Source organism: Pseudomonas baetica (assembly GCF_019733355.1).
Classification (GTDB): Bacteria; Pseudomonadota; Gammaproteobacteria; order Pseudomonadales; family Pseudomonadaceae; genus Aquipseudomonas; species Aquipseudomonas baetica_A.
Map to the genome: position 1 here is coordinate 1 of NZ_JAIHLQ010000095.1, position 3,951 is coordinate 3,951.

The following is a 3,951-nucleotide window of genomic DNA, read 5'->3' on the forward strand; positions in this document are numbered from 1 at the left end:
ACCTAACCGGCGATTACGTCTGGCGGCAGAGCCGCAGACTGGAAGACGGGAAGTTTCGGCCCTTACGGATGCCCGGAAAACCTTAGCGTACGATTTTTTCCGAATTCTGCGGGCTCCCCTATCTCATCTGCGCAAGGCAGAACGTGAAGACGGCCGCCCTGGACCTCGCCCGCGAGCGCCAGGCGCACGAGGCCGGCGCGCGGACCCGCGCCACGGCCCACGAGCGGACGCCGCAGCAGGAGCGCCAGAAGGCCGCCAGAGAGGCCGAGCGCGGCCGTGAGGCTTGGACGCTAGGGCAGGGCATGAAAAAGCCCGTAGCGGGCTGCTACGGGCGTCTGACGCGGTGGAAAGGGGGAGGGGATGTTGTCTACATGGCTCTGCTGTAGTGAGTGGGTTGCGCTCCGGCAGCGGTCCTGATCAATCGTCACCCTTTCTCGGTCCTTCAACGTTCCTGACAACGAGCCTCCTTTTCGCCAATCCATCGACAATCACCGCGAGTCCCTGCTCGAACGCTGCGTCCGGACCGGCTTCGTCGAAGGCGTCTATCGCGGCCCGCAACAGCGGCGAGAGCGGAGCCTGTTCAACGGTGCCGCCGCGCTCGCCGGCATCGCTGTCGCCGGCCTGCTCCTCAAGCACGGCCCCAACAGTGAAGTAGCTGATTGTCATCAGCGCATTGACGGCGTCCCCGGCCGAAAAACCCGCCTCGCAGAGGAAGCGAAGCTGCGCGTCGGCCGTTTCCATCTGCGGTGCGCCCGGTCGCGTGCCGGCATGGATGCGCGCGCCATCGCGGTAGGCGAGCAGCGCCTGCCTGAAGCTGCGGGCATTCCCGATCAGAAATGAGCGCCAGTCGTCGTCGGCTCTCGGCACCGAATGCGTATGATTCTCCGCCAGCATGGCTTCGGCCAGTGCGTCGAGCAGCGCCCGCTTGTTCCTGAAGTGCCAGTAAAGCGCCGGCTGCTGAACCCCCAACCGTTCCGCCAGTTTGCGTGTCGTCAGACCGTCTACGCCGACCTCGTTCAACAGGTCCAGGGCGGCACGGATCACTGTATTCGGCTGCAACTTTGTCATGCTTGACACTTTATCACTGATAAACATAATATGTCCACCAACTTATCAGTGATAAAGAATCCGCGCGTTCAATCGGACCAGCGGAGGCTGGTCCGGAGGCCAGACGTGAAACCCAACAGACCCCTGATCGTAATTCTGAGCACTGTCGCGCTCGACGCTGTCGGCATCGGCCTGATTATGCCGGTGCTGCCGGGCCTCCTGCGCGATCTGGTTCACTCGAACGACGTCACCGCCCACTATGGCATTCTGCTGGCGCTGTATGCGTTGATGCAATTTGCCTGCGCACCTGTGCTGGGCGCGCTGTCGGATCGTTTCGGGCGGCGGCCGGTCTTGCTCGTCTCGCTGGCCGGCGCTGCTGTCGACTACGCCATCATGGCGACGGCGCCTTTCCTTTGGGTTCTCTATATCGGGCGGATCGTGGCCGGCATCACCGGGGCGACTGGGGCGGTAGCCGGCGCTTATATTGCCGATATCACTGATGGCGATGAGCGCGCGCGGCACTTCGGCTTCATGAGCGCCTGTTTCGGGTTCGGGATGGTCGCGGGACCTGTGCTCGGTGGGCTGATGGGCGGTTTCTCCCCCCACGCTCCGTTCTTCGCCGCGGCAGCCTTGAACGGCCTCAATTTCCTGACGGGCTGTTTCCTTTTGCCGGAGTCGCACAAAGGCGAACGCCGGCCGTTACGCCGGGAGGCTCTCAACCCGCTCGCTTCGTTCCGGTGGGCCCGGGGCATGACCGTCGTCGCCGCCCTGATGGCGGTCTTCTTCATCATGCAACTTGTCGGACAGGTGCCGGCCGCGCTTTGGGTCATTTTCGGCGAGGATCGCTTTCACTGGGACGCGACCACGATCGGCATTTCGCTTGCCGCATTTGGCATTCTGCATTCACTCGCCCAGGCAATGATCACCGGCCCTGTAGCCGCCCGGCTCGGCGAAAGGCGGGCACTCATGCTCGGAATGATTGCCGACGGCACAGGCTACATCCTGCTTGCCTTCGCGACACGGGGATGGATGGCGTTCCCGATCATGGTCCTGCTTGCTTCGGGTGGCATCGGAATGCCGGCGCTGCAAGCAATGTTGTCCAGGCAGGTGGATGAGGAACGTCAGGGGCAGCTGCAAGGCTCACTGGCGGCGCTCACCAGCCTGACCTCGATCGTCGGACCCCTCCTCTTCACGGCGATCTATGCGGCTTCTATAACAACGTGGAACGGGTGGGCATGGATTGCAGGCGCTGCCCTCTACTTGCTCTGCCTGCCGGCGCTGCGTCGCGGGCTTTGGAGCGGCGCAGGGCAACGAGCCGATCGCTGATCGTGGAAACGATAGGCCTATGCCATGCGGGTCAAGGCGACTTCCGGCAAGCTATACGCGCCCTAGGAGTGCGGTTGGAACGTTGGCCCAGCCAGATACTCCCGATCACGAGCAGGACGCCGATGATTTGAAGCGCACTCAGCGTCTGATCCAAGAACAACCATCCTAGCAACACGGCGGTCCCCGGGCTGAGAAAGCCCAGTAAGGAAACAACTGTAGGTTCGAGTCGCGAGATCCCCCGGAACCAAAGGAAGTAGGTTAAACCCGCTCCGATCAGGCCGAGCCACGCCAGGCCGAGAACATTGGTTCCTGTAGGCATCGGGATTGGCGGATCAAACACTAAAGCTACTGGAACGAGCAGAAGTCCTCCGGCCGCCAGTTGCCAGGCGGTAAAGGTGAGCAGAGGCACGGGAGGTTGCCACTTGCGGGTCAGCACGGTTCCGAACGCCATGGAAACCGCCCCCGCCAGGCCCGCTGCGACGCCGACAGGATCTAGCGCTGCGTTTGGTGTCAACACCAACAGCGCCACGCCCGCAGTTCCGCAAATAGCCCCCAGGACCGCCATCAATCGTATCGGGCTACCTAGCAGAGCGGCAGAGATGAACACGACCATCAGCGGCTGCACAGCGCCTACCGTCGCCGCGACCCCGCCCGGCAGGCGGTAGACCGAAATAAACAACAAGCTCCAGAATAGCGAAATATTAAGTGCGCCGAGGATGAAGATGCGCATCCACCAGATTCCCGTTGGAATCTGTCGGACGATCATCACGAGCAATAAACCCGCCGGCAACGCCCGCAGCATCGCGACCGTCATCGGTGAGAAGTTCGGCAGGTATTGGGTGGTGACAATGTAGGTGCTGCCCCAAATGGCAGGTGCTATCGCTGTGAACAATAAATCGGGCGTGCGTAATGACATGCGATTACAAGACCTCCGCTACGGCGATGGGTTTTTGAGAGTTGCAGGCGCCGCGATGACCGCACCCTGACTTGGACTGGCCCTGCCTCGCACCAATCCACCTGCGGCTATGGCCGCGATCATGCGAGGCCCGAAAATTACACGACCTGTACACGTCCGCCGAACCCGGAACGCAACAGAGCTTCGTGGGCATCCCGATCCGGGTCGTAGCAGCAGTCCTGGACCAAACGCACGTCGTAGTCCGCATCACTAGCCCAGGCGACGCTTGAAAGAACAACGCCGGTGGTGCTTATCCCGGCCATGACAAGCGTGCTTACGCCGCGCGTCCGAAGGTCGGCGTCGAGCGCCGTGCCATAAAAGACGCTGGCTCGCGGACATGCATAGAAAAGGTCGCCCCGTTCGATCGCAAGCCCTTCGACGGGCAGACCGGTGCGAAATCGTCCGCTCGGGAGATACGGTGAGATTTGGCGATTCGTCGCCGGCGGCGCATGTTCATACTCTTCGCCGAGCGAAAAGTTGGGGAACAGCACGGGCCGGCCGCGCAAGGCGTGCTGGCAGCCGTGCAGACCCTGCGTGAGATGAACGCCGACAACCTGCGCAAGGTGCCGGCCGATGCACCCACGGCCTTCATCAAGCCGCGCTGGAAGCCGCTGGTGATCACC

Annotated in this window: 5 protein-coding genes; 2 read left to right on the top strand and 3 right to left on the bottom strand. The window is 62.4% G+C overall.

Annotation, left to right across the window (positions count from 1 at the left end):
* Positions 1–143 precede the first annotated feature (143 nt).
* Positions 144–386: a transposase gene (locus tag K5E40_RS34010; protein WP_000844627.1), complete on the top strand. Its 243-nt coding sequence runs from the start codon at positions 144–146 to the stop codon at positions 384–386.
* A 31-nt stretch (positions 387–417) separates the two neighbouring features.
* Here the strand turns inward: K5E40_RS34010 and tetR(A) are convergent, their stop codons facing one another.
* Complete coding sequence (gene tetR(A) / locus K5E40_RS34015) at positions 418–1,068, bottom strand: tetracycline resistance transcriptional repressor TetR(A) (protein ID WP_000164043.1); 651 nt, start codon at positions 1,066–1,068, stop codon at positions 418–420.
* Between the two features lie 105 nt (positions 1,069–1,173).
* Between tetR(A) and tet(A) the strand changes: the two genes are divergently transcribed.
* The gene (tet(A), locus tag K5E40_RS34020) at positions 1,174–2,373 is read left to right on the top strand and encodes a tetracycline efflux MFS transporter Tet(A) (protein ID WP_000804064.1); all 1,200 of its coding nucleotides are present in this window, start codon (positions 1,174–1,176) and stop codon (positions 2,371–2,373) included.
* A 31-nt stretch (positions 2,374–2,404) separates the two neighbouring features.
* On the opposite strand, the gene K5E40_RS34025 is transcribed toward tet(A), so the two are convergent.
* Together K5E40_RS34025 and K5E40_RS34030 are read right to left on the bottom strand one after the other, a co-directional pair.
* Positions 2,405–3,289, bottom strand: a complete 885-nt coding sequence (locus K5E40_RS34025) for a DMT family transporter (protein WP_000058717.1) — start codon at positions 3,287–3,289, stop codon at positions 2,405–2,407.
* A 137-nt stretch (positions 3,290–3,426) separates the two neighbouring features.
* Entirely contained in the window at positions 3,427–3,819 is a 393-nt protein-coding gene (locus tag K5E40_RS34030; protein WP_001351729.1) for a cysteine hydrolase family protein, read from the bottom strand.
* Between the last annotated feature and the right edge of the window lie 132 nt (positions 3,820–3,951).

Bases quoted from the DNA above. Each gene is read 5' to 3' on its own strand.
- K5E40_RS34025 (WP_000058717.1), bottom strand. From the start codon at position 3,289: ATGTCATTACGCACGCCCGATTTATTGTTCACAGCGATAGCACCTGCC.